16 protein-coding genes are annotated in these 15,701 nt (G+C 71.2%); 2 read left to right on the top strand and 14 right to left on the bottom strand.

The window, feature by feature from the left end:
* Window positions 1–76: 76 nt before the first annotated feature.
* The gene (locus DXK32_RS26580; RefSeq protein ID WP_114861265.1) at window positions 77–325 is read left to right on the top strand and encodes a hypothetical protein; all 249 of its coding nucleotides are present in this window, start codon (window positions 77–79) and stop codon (window positions 323–325) included.
* Window positions 326–422: 97 nt separating this feature from the next.
* Here the strand turns inward: DXK32_RS26580 and DXK32_RS26575 are convergent, their stop codons facing one another.
* The 9 genes from DXK32_RS26575 to DXK32_RS26530 form a co-directional block, all read right to left on the bottom strand.
* Entirely contained in the window at window positions 423–905 is a 483-nt protein-coding gene (locus tag DXK32_RS26575) for a cell wall hydrolase (protein ID WP_114861264.1), read from the bottom strand.
* Between the two features lie 8 nt (window positions 906–913).
* Complete coding sequence (locus tag DXK32_RS26570; RefSeq protein WP_114861263.1) at window positions 914–1,249, bottom strand: hypothetical protein; 336 nt, start codon at window positions 1,247–1,249, stop codon at window positions 914–916.
* Window positions 1,250–1,353: 104 nt separating this feature from the next.
* Entirely contained in the window at window positions 1,354–2,910 is a 1,557-nt protein-coding gene (gene terL / locus DXK32_RS26565; protein WP_114861262.1) for a phage terminase large subunit, read from the bottom strand.
* Window positions 2,910–4,940, bottom strand: a complete 2,031-nt coding sequence (locus DXK32_RS26560) for a glycosyl hydrolase family 28-related protein (RefSeq protein ID WP_114861261.1) — start codon at window positions 4,938–4,940, stop codon at window positions 2,910–2,912. Before DXK32_RS26560 ends, terL begins: the two co-directional genes overlap by 1 nt.
* 38 nt (window positions 4,941–4,978) lie before the next feature.
* A complete protein-coding gene (locus DXK32_RS26555; protein ID WP_114861260.1) occupies window positions 4,979–5,644 on the bottom strand; it encodes a hypothetical protein in 666 nt (221 codons plus the stop codon).
* A complete protein-coding gene (locus DXK32_RS26550; RefSeq protein WP_114861259.1) occupies window positions 5,644–7,539 on the bottom strand; it encodes a hypothetical protein in 1,896 nt (631 codons plus the stop codon). The genes DXK32_RS26555 and DXK32_RS26550 overlap by 1 nt, the downstream gene beginning before the upstream one ends.
* A complete protein-coding gene (locus tag DXK32_RS26545) occupies window positions 7,539–8,108 on the bottom strand; it encodes a hypothetical protein (protein WP_114861258.1) in 570 nt (189 codons plus the stop codon). Before DXK32_RS26545 ends, DXK32_RS26550 begins: the two co-directional genes overlap by 1 nt.
* Before the next feature lie 237 nt (window positions 8,109–8,345).
* A complete protein-coding gene (locus tag DXK32_RS26535) occupies window positions 8,346–8,615 on the bottom strand; it encodes a hypothetical protein (protein ID WP_035675734.1) in 270 nt (89 codons plus the stop codon).
* 38 nt (window positions 8,616–8,653) lie between these two features.
* Window positions 8,654–9,472: a phage capsid protein gene (locus DXK32_RS26530; protein WP_114861257.1), complete on the bottom strand. Its 819-nt coding sequence runs from the start codon at window positions 9,470–9,472 to the stop codon at window positions 8,654–8,656.
* 436 nt (window positions 9,473–9,908) lie between these two features.
* Here DXK32_RS26530 and DXK32_RS26525 point away from each other — a divergent pair, with 436 nt between their 5' ends.
* The gene (locus DXK32_RS26525; RefSeq protein WP_114861256.1) at window positions 9,909–10,343 is read left to right on the top strand and encodes a PRC-barrel domain-containing protein; all 435 of its coding nucleotides are present in this window, start codon (window positions 9,909–9,911) and stop codon (window positions 10,341–10,343) included.
* Window positions 10,344–10,400: 57 nt separating this feature from the next.
* Here DXK32_RS26525 and DXK32_RS26520 read toward each other — a convergent pair whose 3' ends face one another.
* The 5 genes from DXK32_RS26520 to DXK32_RS26500 all read right to left on the bottom strand — a co-directional run.
* Window positions 10,401–12,758, bottom strand: a complete 2,358-nt coding sequence (locus tag DXK32_RS26520) for a putative bifunctional diguanylate cyclase/phosphodiesterase (protein ID WP_247877365.1) — start codon at window positions 12,756–12,758, stop codon at window positions 10,401–10,403.
* A 191-nt stretch (window positions 12,759–12,949) separates the two neighbouring features.
* The gene (locus DXK32_RS26515; RefSeq protein ID WP_114861254.1) at window positions 12,950–13,651 is read right to left on the bottom strand and encodes a capsid assembly protein; all 702 of its coding nucleotides are present in this window, start codon (window positions 13,649–13,651) and stop codon (window positions 12,950–12,952) included.
* 41 nt (window positions 13,652–13,692) lie between these two features.
* Complete coding sequence (locus tag DXK32_RS26510) at window positions 13,693–13,965, bottom strand: hypothetical protein (RefSeq protein WP_114861253.1); 273 nt, start codon at window positions 13,963–13,965, stop codon at window positions 13,693–13,695.
* Entirely contained in the window at window positions 13,958–15,475 is a 1,518-nt protein-coding gene (locus DXK32_RS26505) for a portal protein (protein ID WP_114861252.1), read from the bottom strand. Before DXK32_RS26505 ends, DXK32_RS26510 begins: the two co-directional genes overlap by 8 nt.
* A gap of 4 nt (window positions 15,476–15,479) precedes the next feature.
* On the bottom strand, window positions 15,480–15,701 hold a 222-nt coding region (locus DXK32_RS26500; protein WP_205215834.1), incomplete at its 5' end, for a hypothetical protein.

Raw genomic sequence — 15,701 nt, 5'->3', positions numbered from 1 at the left:
CATCCGCCGCTTCGGCGGCAACTTTTCGGAACTGGCATCGGGATTGCTGAGAGAAGGGCAAGCAAGGAGATGCCCCATGAACGCGATTGCGATGAATGTTGTGAAGGAACGGCACCCGGTGGAACACGCGCTCGATTCGCGCATCCATGGGGTGATCGTGTCCAGCGTGGACAGCGCCCCCCTGGCCGCCCTCGCCGAGCCCAGCAGCACGCCCGTCCCGCTGAAGCCCTCGGCGGCGATGCTGGCCGCCGGGTCGCGCGCCGGCGGCGTCTCGGTCGAGACGGCCTGGAAGATCTATCTGGCGATGATCAAGGAAGCCGCCTGACCGGTCCGTTCCACCCTCTCCTTCCGCGGCGGCGGTCCGGACCCGGATGTCCGGCCCGCCGGAACGCGACGGGGAGGCGCCGGTTCGGCACGAGGCGTCATTCGACGTCGTTGTAGAACTGGATCCCGCCGATCTCGGCACAGACGCTGCGCCCTTGCGCCCATTGCGGGTTCTCGCCCGCCCGGTGCAGGTGAGTCGCGCCGCCGGTCGGATCGTCGAGCAGACCGGCCACCGCGCGGCGGGCGATCCGCCGGGCCGCGGCGAAGACCGGGTCCGCGGTGGTCACCGACAGCAGCCCGAGCCGCCCCGGCGCGTCCGGGTCCCAACAGGGGAACTGCCCCGGCAGACGGCAGACGGCGACGACGTCATTCCCCCACCACCATCCTCCCTGGTCGCGCGCCCGGCCGACGCGGTTCATCACGACCGCCGCCACCGCCTCCATGGCCCGCACGGACTCGCTGCGCGCCTCCCCCCACAGGGTGCGGGCGAGCGTGTCGATGGCGTGGCCGGGCGTGTCGGCGGACGGCCCACGCGGGGGAGCCGCCGGTCCGGGCTCCGGCTTCAGGACGCGCGGCCTCATGGGAGTCCTCATCGGCGTCCTCCGTCGCCGTAGGGCGGAACATAGGGCTGGGCGAACGGCGCGCAGCCGTTTTCCAGCTTGGTCTCGATGCGCAGCAGATGGTCGGTCAGCCGTCGCTCCACATCCTTGAGCGTCGCGACCGAGACGTAGGTCTTGGCGACCTCCAGCTTGTAGGCGGCCAGACTCTCGCGGACCTGCGCCTGGGCGGTCTCGGCGCGCGCCCGCACCGTCTCCAACGCGGATTCGGCGTCGCGGCGCAGCCGGGCGATCAGCCAGAACAGCCCGCCCATGACCGGCAACTCGACCGCCGTGATCCACCAGGACAGGTCGATGGACTCCTGCATCTCCGTTCTCCAAAAAAAAGCAAAAAGAAAGGGCCGCCCTCCGGTCAGGGAAGGCGGCCCGTCGAACCATGGGATTTCGGGCCCATGGGACGTCGCGTGCATGGTCACACGTCCCAGTCCTCCCCCGCTGTCGGCGCCGTCGCGGCGCGCCAGTCCGGCTTGCGCCCCGGCGCCGGCTGGCGGTCGAAGCGGAAGGGCTCGCAGGACAGCGCGCCGGCCACCGCGTCCAGCCCGTCGTCGCGGCCCGTGTAGCGCCCGTCCGGCGACCATTCGCGCATTTCGCGGATGAAGGGGGTCTCCCACACCGCCGCATGGGCGAGCAGCCGGCGGTCGGCCAGCAGGGCGTCGAACGCCTCGCGGATGCGCAGCGCCTTGGCGCGGCGGCTGGCCTCCTCGACCACGGCGGCGCCGACCTTCTCCGTGCGCAGAGCCTTGCGCAGAAGGCCGGGCAGGAAGCGTCCGATGCCGTTGATCTCCACATGGACCGCCGGCAGGTGGTGCCGCTCCAGGAAGCGGGCGACCTGGAGGCATTGCTGCTCCGCCTCGGTGTCCGGATCGCCGGGGTCCACCGACAGGTAGAGCACGCGGTGCAGGTAGAAGCGCCCGTCCGCACCGCCGAACAGGGCGGCGACGACGCTGGAATCGCCGGGCTTGCCGCCCTCCGCCGCCGGCCGCGCGAAGGCCGGGTCCCACCAGCAGGAGGCCGAGGCCATGCGCAGGCCGTTCAGCGTCAGCACCGCCCGCCCCGCCGACTCCCGGTATTCCAGTTCGCCGTCGTAGCGGCCCAGCCGGTCGGGGTCGAGGAAACCCTCCGCCTCGTTGACCGGCTGCAGCAGCATCTGGCTGGTGAATTTGTTGGGGCCGGTCGTCTTGCGGATGCGGTTGACGTGCGCCTCGCCGAAGCGCTGCGGCCAGGCGTAGCGGCGCCGGCCGTCCGGACCGTCGGTGTAGACCGGCAGGACCAGCCGCGCGAAGCCGTCCAGGAACGGCCGCGTCTCCCCCGCCTCCGTCCGCGGCTCCTCCGCGTAGATGGAGTAGTAGCTGTGCGGCGTCCCGACATAGAGCTGCACCCCGCCCGGCACCAGCAGATAGTCGATCTCCGCCAGCCTCTCGCGCAGGTCGGCGCGCTTGCCCGGACTGTCGGAGGTGCGAGGCACCTCGACATCGTCGCAGATCACCACGTCGGCGCGGCTGCCCGTGATGTTGCCGCCGACACCCGCCGCCACCATGGATGGGTCGCGCAGTTCCTGCGCACGGACCACGGTGAACTGGTCGGCGGCCCACTGGTCGCGCTCCTTCGCCGGGGGCTTCAGGCCGCGGGTGTCGGGATGGCGCTCGATGATGCGCTTGACGTTGCGCACCATCTTCTTGGCCAGCTTCAGGTCCGCCGCCAGGACGAGCAGCCGCCGGTTGGGGTCCTGGTAGAGCATCCAGGCCGCGAACAGGCCGACGATGGACGACTTGCCCGCCCCGCGGAAGGCCATCAGCAGCAGGCGCGGCCCGATGCCGGCAGACCCGACACCAACAAGCCCGGCTCCGACCGCCTGCCGTTCCAGCCACGCGGCGATCTGCAGATGATGGCGGGGGGTGGTCAGCTCCGATTGCCGGTTCCAGTCCTGGACGAAGGCGAAGAAACCCTTCTTGCGCGTTTCCGCCTCCATCACGCCACCCGGCCCAGAATGTGCCAGCCGGCGCCGTTGGACATCGCCGTGACCGCGCTGCCGGTGGCGCCCAGGGTCACCGGAGCGTTGTCCGGCCCGCCGCCGCCCTGCACGGTGACGGTGACCGGGTTGCCCGACACGTCGGCCTTCTTGACCGTCACCGTCCGCCCGACCGCGTGCAGCGCCCCCGGCGGGGGCAGCCGCACCGTGACCGCGCCGGTGAAGGCGCTGACCAGATACAGCGTCTGGTTCAGGTCCGGCTCGAACAGACCCGGCTGGTCGTGGAAATGGGCGTTTCCCGGCCGGTTGTTGCCGCCGACCACCCACCAGCCGGCCCCGTTCGACACGATCGTCACGAAGTCGTAGCGGTTGCCCAGCGCCACCGTCCGGCCGTCCGGCCCCGGCCCGCCGTCCTCGGTGAGGATCAAGCGGTGGGCGGAGGCGTCGGTCCGCTTCACCGTCACCGCATGGCCGTTGGCCGCGTCCGCCGCCGGCAGCCGAAGCTCCACGTCGCCGCTGTAGGCGCTGACCAGATAGACGGAGCTGGCGAGGTCCAGCGCGACCACCCCGCCGCCCTGCGGCTCCACATATTCGGTGTCGTAACGCAGGGCCTCGACGACCAGTTCGGTGACCCGGCTGCGCGCCAGCCGGTTCTTTTCCGGATAGCCGGCGTTCACCGCCGTGTAGCGGCCGCCCGACAGGTCATGAATGGCCGGTCCGGCGGACATCGACAGCAGGTTGACGATGGCCGTCTCGACCGACCCGGCGTCGAGCTGCACGTTCGGCACGCCGCCCAGCGACTCCGCGTAGAAGTTCAGGATCAGCGTCTTGTCGGTGTTGGCGCCGACCCGGAAGCAGGCCAGCGCCATGGTCGACAGGTTGGCCTCGCAGTCCTGGAAGCTGTTGTTGTGCTTGCCCTGCTCCACGAAGAAGCCGCAGCCGGCGATGGGCGCCGACAGGGAGTAGACGCGCACCTTGGAGAAGCGGTTGGCGTTGGGCGTGTCGCCCTCCCCCGTCCGGGTCAGCCACACCCCGTGCAGCGACGGCCGGGCCACCAGCACCCGCGACACCATGTTCCAGTAGCAGGGCCGGTTGGGATCGGTGTGGCCGTCGAGCAGCAGCCCGACCCGCGGGTCCCAGATGGTCAGGTCGCTCAGCGTGTTGTGCACGCAGGGGCCGTCCCGCCCGAACAGCCGCACCGCGGCGTCGCCCCGCTCCAGCCGCAGGCCGCTCACCGTGGCGTAGCCGTCCGGCAGATGGATCAGATCGAAGCCCGCCGAGGACCCGGCGATGACCGACCTCTGCCCCGCCCCGTGCAGCGTCTGCCCATGACCCACCGTCAGCGTGTTGGTGATCCGGTAGGTGCCCGGCGGCACATGGACGGCGTCCCCACTGGTCAGCGCGGCCTGGATCGCCCGCGTGTCGTCCACGATGCCGTCGCCGACCGCGCCGAAATCCTTGACCGACAGGGCGTCGGCCAGCTTCTCGCGCACCGGGCGGCGCACCGCGCCGGCGCCGGGAGCGACGAAGGTCGACAGCGCCTCCTCGTCCACCGGCGGGCGGGCGATCGGGTTGCCCGTGGAGTCGAACGCCAGGAGTTGCCCCGCCCGCACCGCCCGTTCCGGCAACCGGTTGGAGGCCGGCAGGTCGGTGTCGGTGTAGCGCAGCATCAGCTCCTGGTCGCCGGCCACCTGCTGGAGCGCGGCGGTGAGCTGGTCGAATTCGCGGTTCAGGCTGGACGCCGGAAGCGGCCCGCTCTCCACGAAATCGCTCATCCGCTCGATGGGCAGGCGGCGGCGCAGCAGGACGGGCGTCCCGGCCTCCGGCGGCTCCGTGAAGGCCACCGTGCCGCCCGCCGTCTCCCCGGCCCCGCTCACCGCGTAGCCGGTGGTCTGCCGCGCCGCGCCCAGGAAGACCTGAAGGTCGCCGTCCTCGAAGACCGGAAACGGAAAGGTGAAGTCCGTCTGCACGCCGTCGGCAAGATACTGGACGCGCGGGTTGCCGCGCGGAACGTCGATTGCGCTGGGCATGGGTGCGCCTCTCCTGCAGCGTCGATGGACCGGAAGCGTCAGTAGAAGCGGCTCATGAACTCCAGCCGCTGGCGCTCGGCGAGCTGCGCCTGTTCCAGCAGATTGCGGCGGCGCACCCCGTCCACCTCCTGCTGGATGGCCTCGCGCTTCAGCCGGTCGGCGCCCTCCGCCTCCCCGCGCTCCGCGGCGCTGTCCTTGACGACGCCGAGCAGGATCGCCTCGCCGGAACCGTCCGCCGCGCTGACACCGTTGGAGCCGAGCGTCGCGCGGGTGCGCGCCACGGTGCGGCGCAGGGCGTCCACGCGCCGCCGCTCGTCGGATTGCGCGGCGGCGGACACCTGGGCCAGCCGCGTGCGGGCGTCGCCTTCCTTGTCGGCCAGCGTGGCCGCCTGCCCTGCGCGGAGCTGCTGGACGGCCAGATTCTGGCTCTGCGCCAGCCAGTCCATCTCGCGGGCGCGCTGCCGCTCCGCCTCGGCGCGGGCCTGCTCCTCCTTCTGGCGCTGAAGCTCCTGGTCCTGGCGGCGCAGCTCGTCCTCGCGCTGCCATTGCAGGCGCTGCTGCTCCGCCTGATAGGCGTAGCGGCGCTCGTCGGCGGCCTGCTGCCGGCGCGCGCTGTCCGAGGTGCCGGAGACGCGGTTCACCGTGTCGGCGACGGAGTTGACCAGCGGCAGCGCCGCGGTGGCCAGGGTCGTGATTCCGCCCATCAGTCGTTCACCCTCAATTCCATGGTTACGGACAAAAGCGTGAAGGGCAGCGGCGCGTCCTGCCGGATGCTCCACAGCGGCCGGTCGCTGTCGCGCCGCCAGCCCAGCGCCCGCAGCCTGCGGTCGCCGGACACCAGCGCCGGAACGCCACCCGCCGGCTGCGGCCCGGTCCGGTGCAGCGGCAGCTCCTGAAGGCCGCGCCCCAGGTCGGCGTGCAACGCCGCCGTTTCCTCCAGCCGGAAGCCGACGGAGACCAGCCGCACCGCGTCCGTCCCGCCCGCCTGCCCGAGAAGGCTGACCGGCAGCGGCTCGATGCGGTGGCTGTAGGGCAGCCCGGCCTCCACATGGCGGGCCGGCGGGTCGAGCACGATCCTGCCGGCGGCGACGGTGGCCTCGGCGCGGACCGTGCCGTCGGCGACCACCGCGACGGTCCGCCCCTCCAGATGGTCCAGCCCGCTCCACACCGCGGTCGGGGAGTCGTGGTCGCCGACCAGGGCGGCGTCGAGGTTCAGGGCGTCGTCGAAGCGCTCCACGCTCCACCGCCCGGCGCGGTCGACCAGCGCGTAGACCTCGTCCCCGACCACCGCGACGGAGCGCACCGCCCCGTCGGTCTCCAGCCGGGTCCAGGCGGTCACCTGCTCCAGCCGGTAGACGGTCAGGGCGCACAGCGCGCCGTCCTCCATCACCACGAACATCAGGCGGCGGCCCTGGTCGTAATCCTGGTCGCGCGGCTTCACCACCAGATGGCGGGCGAGCAGCGCCAGATCGTTGGCCTGATAGGCCGCCTCGGTGTCGGTGTAGAGGAATTCGCGGATCTCCCGCCCGTTGCGCGACACGAACAGGGTGGCCCCGTCCACGTCGCGCGGCGGAACGGAGCGGTCGACGGGGGAGCCGATGCGCGTCTGCCGGTGGACCTGGATGTTCTGCGGGGTCAGCGGGTCGCCCGACACCATGTATTCGGCGCCGGAGGTGAAGACCTGGAGATGCCGCCCGGAGAAGACGGCGCGCACCGCGTTCACCTGATCGGACAGGATGCCGAACTCGATGGCCTCGTCGTCCTGCCCGGTGCCGAGGTCGAAATTCCACAGGTCGGCGGAGCGCGACAGCCACAGCCGGTTGGGCAGGTCGCGCGACCCGCCGATGACCAGACGGTCCTGGTGGAAGGCCGCCGACACCGGCCAGCCGCGCAGCGGCGAGAAGGACTGTTCGTCCCAGGCCGTCGTGGCGGCGGTTCCGGCCAGCGTCTCCAGCACCGTCGCGGTGACCTGCGTCGCCGACACCACCCCCTCGACGCGGAGCTGCTTGCCCTGGATGCGCAGGCGCGTGCCCTCCTGCTTCGGGTCGAAGACCGGGGCGGAGGCGGTCACCGTCACCAGCCCGTCGGTGCCCGACGGGGTCAGCGTCACGGCGGGATCGGCGAAGCGGTAGAAGGGCATCGCCACCCGCTCCCCCTCCGCGACGTAGCTCCAGCCGCTCAGCGCCCACACGCCGGCGCCGCTGCGGGTCAGCTTGCGCGGCGGCACGTCGGGGTGGCAGACCAGCAGCGTGTCGGCGCTCTGCGTCCAGGTGATCTGGGGCAGTTGGGCGGCGGTCCACGGAGACTCCACGCTGGCGATGGGCGTGTCGTTGCCGTAGACGTCGATCCGCCCTTCGGAGAAGACCAGCAGATAGGTCTGCTCCGTGTTGAACTCGAAGGCGACCAGCCGCCCGTCGCCGCGGGCCGGATCGACGAAGGCGAGGCCGGAGCGGCGAGTCACCCCGCCCGTCGGGTGGATGAACAGGTTGCGCAGAGCCAGCGCCCCGTTGTCGTAGGCGCGCAGGTCGCCGCGCCCGAGCAGCCGGCGGGAGATCTCCCCCGCCGTGAAGTTGGTCTTCACCTGACGAACCCGCGCCATCAGCCCCTCGCATCGATCAGGGAGAAATCCTCGAAGCCCGGCTGGCTGTCCTGCAGGGCGTCGATCTGGCGGGCGCGGCGGAACTCGCTCTCGGCCAGCCGCTGCAGCAGCTCCGCCCGGCTCGTGCTCTCGGTCAGCGGAATGCAGAACTCCGCGGCCAGCCGGGCGATCAGCGCCTGGTCGAAGAAGGCGGGAAAGTCCTCCTCGGCCGGGCGCCCGACATAGGTCAGCACCACCGCGTCGGACGCCGCGTGCAGCGCGCGCCCGGCGATGCGGTAGTCCAACCCGCGGCCCCGCCCGCCCGCCCCGGCGCCGAGCGCGCGCAGGAAATCGGCGGGAAGCTGGAAGGCCACGCCGTAATCGGCGACCGGGTCGTCGGCCAGCCGCGCCAACCGGGCCTGCCGGGTGGCGAAGCTCCAGGCGTTGGCCGACAGCAGCGCGTCGCGCGCCGGTTCGTAGAGGCCCGCCGCGACCTCCGCCTCGGCGGTGCCCTCATCGAAGGCGGTGATCGCCGTCGCCCCGATCTTGAGGAGCGCGCGGCTGCACAGCCCGATAGCGGTCAATGCCATGGGTTCGATCCTTGCGATCAGAGGGAGACCGTCTCCTTAGCCCTCTCCCCTCTGGGGAGAGGGTGGCCCGCAGGGCCGGTGAGGGGGATGTGCGTCGCGAAAACGTCCGGCAAACGCGCATCCCCCTGACCCTGACCCTCTCCCCGCTTTCGGCGGACCAAAGGTCCGCCTGTCGCGTCAGCGCAAACTTCGTTTGCGCGTGAGCGGAGGGGAAAGGGAACCTCAGAGCGACGTCCGTCAGTCCGTGTTGGACGCGCCGAAGGGCGACAGGTTGGTGACGTCCACCACCCCCGCCGCGTTGGCGGCGACCACGAAGACGCCGGCGGCGGGCGTCCCGGCGGTGCCGGTGTTGGCCAGGATCATGTCGCCGCTGCGCAGCAGGTCGGACGCGCCGTTGAAATAGCCGCTGTTGTCCACCAGCGTGGCGGCGTCCGGCGTCGTGTAATGCCACAGCGTGAAGCCGTTGGCGTAGGCGAGGACGCTCAGGTCCTTGGGAAGATAGGCCATGGGAGGAAACTCCGTTTCGATCGTCGGCGGGGAGGGCGTCAGGCTTCCAGGCAGCGCATGGTGACGACGCCCGCCGCGTCGATCAGGCCGGCGCCTTGCGACATCATGTTGTTCACGAAGTGCGCCGCGCGGTCGCCGTGCCACGAGATGTCCGTCTTCACGTCGGAACCGGAGGCGTGGCCGATGGCCGTCTTGTGGTACCAGTGGCACAGCCGCACGCCGCCCTCGGCCTTCAGGCCGGAATGCGGCATCCACAGCGTGCCCAGCCAGCGCTTGGCCTGGGTGCCGCGCCAGGGCAGCTCGTCGGCGCCGACATATTCGGTGCTGGCGAACTCGTCGATGCCCAGAAGCTGGCTCCACTGCTTCCAGCCGACGACGGCGTAGCGCTGGCCGTCGTCGGGCACGTCGGACTCGCCCAGCTTTTCGAAGGCCGCCAGCACCTTCGCCTTGGTCAGCCCGTCGTTGGAGCCGCCCGCAAAGTTGGTGGACCGGTTCAGCTCGCCGAGGATGAGTTCGTCGGTCTTGCGGCCCAGCGCGTAGGCGCCGGCGCTGGCGATGATCTGCCGCTCGTCGATGTTGGTCTTCAGCTCGTCCAGCCGGTCGACCCAGTCGCCGGCGTAGAAGTCGTAGAGGGTGCATTCGACCGGCGTGTGGTCGAGGTTCATCACCGGAACCGCGCCGTGGCGCGCCTTGGTCGAGGCGGTGCCCTTGCCGACCTTCTGAAAGACGGTGGAGGCGCCCTGGACGTTGTTCTTGGTGCGCACCGTGTTGCGCAGCTTGGAGCCCATGCGCTGGTAGGCGTCGTGCACTTCGCGCTCGAACTGCTTGACGAAAGCCTGGGCGACCGAGGTGGACATTGGATTGTAATCCTTTCGCGTTCTGCGGGGGGTCCCGTCCGGCGGGAAGCATTCCGCCACCCGGTTGTCAGGCGCGCCCGATCCCGGAACGGGAGGCGGGGACGCGCGCCCGGCCGCGGGCGAAGCGCGAAAAAAGAAAGGGGCTGGCCGGGCCTTTCGGTTGTCCGGTCAGCCCCTTTCAGGACAGGCGTGGAGGGGAGGTTCGGGATGCCGCGGCCCATCGCGTGAGGGGACGCACGACGGGCGTTGGCAAGAGCGTTTCTAGGACAAACGCCCTGTCATGTCAAGAATATTTTCCTTTATCGAGCGATCTCTCCCTTGGCGCGGTACTCCCTTGGGGCATGGAATATCCCCCGAAGTTCCGCTGTTGAATGGTTGGCCCCAGACGGCCTGAAAACACGGCCTGAAAACACGGCATAAAAAAGGAATACGCTTCATGAAGACGATCATCACCGCCTGTGGCGTCGCCGCGCTTCTGCTCGCCACGCCCGCCATGGCCGAAAGCATGTCCGGAACCGCCAAGGAGGTCCCGAACAACAAGGCGACCGGGCAGGTCGCGGCCACCCACGGCTCGCTCGACCCGGCGGTCGCGAAGATGACCGCGGCCCAGCTCAAGGGCAAGGACGTCTACGGCAGCGACGGCAAGGACATCGCCGAGATCGAGGGCATCGTCCGCAAGGGCGGCCAGACCTTCGCGGTGATCGACGTCGATCACATCGCCGACATCAGCGACAAGGACGTCGTCCTGCCGCTGGAGCGGCTGCACATGAAGGACAAGCGCCTGACCGTCGACATGACGGAGAACGAGTTGAAGGGTCTGGAGTCCTGGCAGAAGGGCAAGTACGAGGACGTCAAGGGCGCGCTGCGCTGACACCCGCAACACGGCGCGGAACGGACCGGGGGCGACGGCCCCCGGTTCCTTCGGATCTCACGCCGACCGGCGCAGGCGCATGGCCAGCAGGTCGGCGGCCTGCCCGGCGGGGACCGGGCGCCCGGTCAGCCAGCCCTGAACCAGGGTGCAGTTGTGGTGGCGCAGGAAATTGGCCTGCTCCTGCTTCTCCACCCCCTCCGCCACCACGTCCAGCCCCAGCATGTCGGCCATGGCGATGATGGTGGAGACGATGCCGTTGTCCTCCCGCTCGCTCGGCACGCCGTTCACGAAGGAACGGTCGATCTTCAGCGTCGTCACCGGCAACCGCTTCAGATAGCTCAGCGAGGAATGGCCGGTGCCGAAATCGTCCACCGCCACGCGGATTCCCATGGCCTTCAGCGCCGCCAGGACGGACAGGGCATGGTCCATGTCCTGCATCACGGCGCCCTCGGTGATTTCCAGCTCGACCAGATCGGGCGACAGCCGGTGGCGGTCGACGATGCGGCGGAAATCCTCGGCGGAGCGCTGGCGCAGGTGGCGCGGCGAGATGTTGACGGCCACCGGCACCGGTTCCAGCCCGCGGTCGATCCAGTCGCGCAACTGGCGGCACGCCTCGTCCAACACCCAGTCGCCGAGCGGCACGATGAAACCGGTGTCCTCGGCGACCGGAATGAACTCGCCGGGCGGGATCATGCCGAAGCCGGGCTTGTCCCAGCGCAAAAGCGCCTCGAACCCCTCCAGCGCCTGGTCGATCAGCGACACCTTGGGCTGGTAGTGGAGCTGGAACTCCCCGCGCGCCAGCGCCGCCCGCAGGTCGCGGTCCAGCGCCAGATGGCGGTGCGCCTGGTCGGCCAGTTCCTTGCGGAAGAAGGCGTGGCGCTTGCCGCCGGCCCGCTTGGCCGCGTAGAGCGCCGTGTCGGCGGAGCGGATCAGTTCCTGCGCGCTGTCGGCGTGGTCGGGGAACAGGGCGATGCCGATCGACGGGCGGACGTAATGCTCCGTCCCCATGAGCAGAACCGGCTCGTCGAAGGCGGCCAGGATGCGCTGGGCGGCGATCTCCGCCTCCTTCGCCTCGCCCACCTCGTCGAGGATCACCGCGAAGTCGTCGGTGCCGATGCGCCCCACCGTGTCGCTCGCCCGCACCGTGACGACGATCCGCGAGGCGACCTCCTGCAGCAGCAGGTCCCCGGCGTGGTGGCCCAGCGTGTCGGTGATCAGCTTGAAACGCGACAGGTCCAGGCACAGCACCGCGAAGCGGCGGCCATGGCGGCGCGCCCGCTCGATCGAGGTGTCGAGCAGCGATTCGATGAGGGCGCGGTTCGGCAGGCCGGTCAGCCGGTCCCGCGTGGCCAGCCGCAGCAGCTCCCGCTCGTGGCGCAGCCGCTCCGTCATGTCGGCCAGCGCGCAGACGTAGCTGCGCCGCCCCTGCACGTCCAGGCAGGACAGGGAGAGCGAGGCGTCGATCCGCCCGTCCGCCCGCTCGATCACCAGCTCCTCGGCGCGCTCCATGCGGCCGCTGGTCCCCGGTCCCGCCGCACCGTCCCCGCCCGGCGCCCCCAGCCCGAGCAGCCGGGCGACCCGCTCGCGGTCCTCCTCGGCGAACAGGTCGGCGAAGCGATGGCCGTCGAGCCGCTCCGCGGGCACGCCGAACAGCGCGACGGCGGCGGGGTTGTGCTCCTCGACCAGACCGTCCTCGCCGACCAGAACGATGGCTTCGCCGATGTTGTTCATGATGCCGAACAGCCGCTCGTCGCGCACGATCAACGCCTCGGCGGCCTGCCGGAAATAATCCATGGCGCGGGCCATGGCGCCGAACTCGTCCTTGCGGTCGCGGCCGGGGATGTCGATGCCGGTCTGCCCTTCGGTCAGCCGCTCCATGCGCTCCGACAGCGCCTCGATGGGGCCCAGGACATGCTGCGACAGGAACACCGACAGCGGCCAGCTCAACACCAGCAGAACGGCGATGAACAGGACGAAGGCCAGGGCCTCCATGGCGAACTCGCGGTCGAGATCGTCGGTTCCGCTGGCCGCCGCGATGGCCCAGCCCCAGGGCTCGAAGGTCAGGCTGGCGCGGACCGAATGCTCCTCGCCCATCCAGCCCTCGGGCACGCGCCCGTCGGTGAACACGCTGACATGGAAAGGATCGCGTCCCAGCGCCCGCAGCGCCAGCCGCGCCTGCCCCTGGCCCTCGTCCCGCGGCAGGGCGCCCGCCTCGATGGACGCGTTGATTTCGCCAAGCATCGCGTGGGCCGAACCGACCAAGGCGTGGGTCAGCCGCTCCCGTTCCGTGATCAAACCGCTGCGCAGCAGGTAAAGCGCGGGAATCGCCGCCATAAGGCAGCCGATCAGGCCGATCCAGGTCAGCCAGCGGATCTTGCGGCGCAGCGTCATCACGGTCCCGGCGGCAATCGTCACGCCCGGCTGCTTCCGGGCGGTTGTCATTCTGCGCGAAAGCGTCGCTTTTTTATTTCAAACACGCAACGGTCAAGTTGCCCGCCCCGGCTCCTCTTCGTCCTTTTCAATCCGGCTGCGACATTTCGCCCATCCGGCGCGGCATGGCCTCGGCGGTCCCTCCGCGAAGCCGCGCCACGCCGCCGGCCCAACAATCAGGCGGTCGGGTACAGGCGCCGGAATCCGTCGGTCACCTTCGACACCACCGCCGGGTCGCGGTCCCGCCAATAGCGGGGGTCGCGCATCAGCGCCTGCAGTTCCGCCTCCCCGCCGGCGGACGGCGCGCCGGCCGGCATGGACAGGGCGGCGGGTTCGCCGCCGGTCATCATGCGGTGCAGCGCCATCACCCCCTCATAGGTGGTCGACAGCCCCTCGACCGCGGCGGGCGGCAGGTTCTTCACCGCCCAGGCGTGGAGCTGCCGCGACACCTCCCGCCAGCGCTCGGCCCCGCCGAACTGGGCGGACAGCCGCTCGACCTCGCGTTCCGCCTGGAACTCGGCGGCGAGTTCCTGGATCAGCGGAACCAGCCGCTCGGCGGCGAGGTCGTAGACGAGCTGCGCCTGATCCGGCGTGAAGCCGGCGCCGTGCAGGCGGCCGTTGATCGCCGGGTCCGGCTCGAACAGCCCGTGGTCGCAGGCGATGCAATAGCCTTCCGGCCCGTCCGGCACGCCCGGCGCCGCCAGCAGGCCGGGCCGCTCGCCACCATCGGACGTGGGGGCGGACAGCTTGCGCTCCAGCTCCAGATAGGATTTCAGCAGCGCCTCCACGCGCACCGCGCCGGTTTCCGGGTCGCGGAACTTCTCGGGCACCGCGGGAGGGGCGCCGGGAACGGGAGAGGTCAGCAGGTTTTCGGCCATGGATAGCTCCTTATCGATGAAAGACTTATCGATGAAAGACTTCAGGCGCCCTGCCCACGGGCGGTCAGGGCGAGGATGAGGGCGACCAGACGGCGCTGGCCTTCCAGGTCGCGCAGCGCGGCGTCGGAGGCGTCGGGGCCGAGCGTGCGGTCCAGCGTCATCGCCCTCAGCGTGGCCAGCACCCGCGCCCCGTCCGCCCCGGCGAAACAGCGGGCGAAGCTGGGCGCCGGATCGCCGGCCGGCACGGCCTCGGCGGGCGGGGCTCCATCCAGCCAGGCCCAGCCGCCATCGTCCCACCCGGCGCGATCAGCCATGGGGCGCCTCCGTCCGCACCAGCTTGGCGGGCACGCCGAAAGCCTCGCCCAGCCAGCGCGCGGTCGCCGCGACGTCCACCGCGGACAGCGCCTCCGGACCGAGCTGGCGAGCGGTGTCCAGCCAGCGCAGCGTCGCCTGGACGTCGCGCTGCGCCTGCGCCTGGGCCAGCGGGGACCGGTGCTGCAGCGCGACCGTGCGCCCGTCCACCGCGATGTCCGGGATTTCGCCGCGGCGGCGCAGGATGCCGACGGCGCGCAGCACCAGCGGGGTCAGCAGCTCCGCCTGGAGCCGCCCATAGGTGGCCCCGAGCAGCCGGGCCATCTCGGCGGAGCGTTCGACCACCTCGGTCGCGGTCATGCGCGGCTGGTCCAGCGGCCCCAGCCGGTCGGCGAGCAGCGCGTGGCGGATGCGCGCCCGCAGATCGTCGAGCACGAGCTGCGACACGTCGAACCGCCCGGGGTTGGCGAGCGGCGTCAGCCCGGCCGACCCCACCGCCTTGGGAATGATCGTGCCCGGCACCAGCCGGATGGTGGCGGGGTTCAGCACCCCGTCGTCGTCGGCCTGCCAGATGCCGGTGACGGCGACGGAGGCGTTCTTCAGCACCAGCTCGACCACCTTGTTGGCGGTCTTGATGTCGGGCAGCGCCTTCATGACCGGCGACCGGCCATAGGTTTCCCCCGGTGCCTTGAGCCAGCGGAAGTTGATGAACGGCGACTGCGCGAAGCGCCCCTCGGCCAGCGTGGCGGGCTCGGCCGGACCGCTGTCCAGCACCACCGTCCAGCGGTAGGCCAGCCCGTCCGGCAGCACCGCCTCGACCAGCGGAAAGCGGATGTCCGGCTCCGCCGCGCCGCGCTCCCGCACCGCGTCGGGGATGGTCACGCCGGGAAAGCGGCGCTCGATCTGGGCCAGCGTCGCCTCGCTGCGCCGGAAGGTGCCGTCCAGCCGCCCGTCCGCCCCCTCCTCCAGCACCGCCTCGGCCAGCGGCACCGCGGTGAAGCGCAGGCTGGAGGCGGCGCCGGGCGGGGCTTCCTCCATCAGCAGGCAGGCGGTGCCCACCGTCACGAGGTCGAGGAAGGCCTGATGGATCTCGACGGCGAAGTTGGAGCGATCGACATGCGCCTGCACGATGCCGGCGGCGCGGTCGAGCATCGGGGCCACGCGGTCGCGCTCCCCGTCCGGCAGCGACGGGCCGGGCTGCAGCCCGAACCAGCGCGACCAGGGCGGGGTCAGCTCGGCGAGCAGGCTGGCGGCGAGCTGTTCCACCGCGTCCGGCGCGGTCCCGTCGAACAGCCGGTCCACCCGCCGCTCGCCGGGGGTGCCGCCGCCGCGGAAGGGCTGCCCGTTGGGCAGGGCGTGGTCGTAGCAGTCCTGCCAATGGCTCTCCCAGACCGTCCGGCGCTCCCGCGCCGCGCGGTAGCGCTCCAGCAGACGCTCCGGCCCGTTCGGCGGCGCGGATGCGGCATCCCCCTTGCGGCCCCCTTGGGAAGTGCCGTGCGTGGTCTCCTTCATGGCCTCACTCCCCCAACAGGCGCTTGCGCAGCGGCACCAGCGCGCCGATGTCGAGCGCGCCGCGCCAGGACGTTTGGACCGTCCCCGCCCGTCCCCGGTTGCGCCGCTGGATCAGCGCTTCGGCGGCCTTGGCCGGGTCCTTCTCCTCTTCCGTTGCCGGAGCCGGGGCGGCCGGGTCGGCGGCGGGCGGAAGCGCGGGGGCGGGCGCTTCCGCCCGCCGCCGACC

Source organism: Azospirillum brasilense, from assembly GCF_003349955.1.
Taxonomy (GTDB): Bacteria; Pseudomonadota; Alphaproteobacteria; order Azospirillales; family Azospirillaceae; genus Azospirillum; species Azospirillum brasilense_B.
Note: the sequence above shows the minus strand (reverse complement) of the source record. Positions and strands in the feature narration are given on the sequence as shown.